This is a genomic window from Streptomyces sp. NRRL S-495, from assembly GCF_000966955.1.
Classification (GTDB): Bacteria; Actinomycetota; Actinomycetes; order Streptomycetales; family Streptomycetaceae; genus Kitasatospora; species Kitasatospora purpeofusca.
In genome coordinates, this window is record NZ_JZWY01000215.1 from 1 (window position 1) to 417 (window position 417).

The 417-nt window shown below is 70.3% G+C and carries 1 protein-coding gene; it reads right to left on the reverse strand.

Annotation, left to right across the window (positions count from 1 at the left end; all coding sequences use genetic code 11):
• A partial coding sequence (locus VR45_RS13295) for a 1-deoxy-D-xylulose-5-phosphate synthase N-terminal domain-containing protein (protein ID WP_045939932.1) occupies positions 1–417 on the reverse strand: 417 nt, incomplete at both ends.

The window sequence follows — 417 nt, forward strand, 5'->3', positions numbered from 1 at the left end:
CGGTGAGGCAGTGCACGATGACCGGGCCGCCGAAGCCGCGCGCCTTGCCGAGCGCGGACTCCAGGGCGGTGAGGTCGTGGCCGTCGATCGGGCCGATGTACTTGAGGCCGAGGTCCTCGAACATGCCCTGCGGGGCGATGAAGTCCTTGAGGCCCTTCTTGGCGCCGTGCAGGGTCTCGAAGAGCTGCTGGCCGACCACCGGGGTGCGCTGCAGCGCGTCCTTGCCCCAGGACAGGAAGCGCTCGTAGCCCTGGGTGGTGCGCAGGGTGGCGAGGTGGTTGGCGAGGCCGCCGATGGTCGGCGAGTAGGAGCGCTCGTTGTCGTTGACGACGATGACGACCGGGCGGTCGGTGGCGTCGGCGATGTTGTTGAGCGCCTCCCAGGCCATGCCGCCGGTGAGCGCGCCGTCGCCGATCA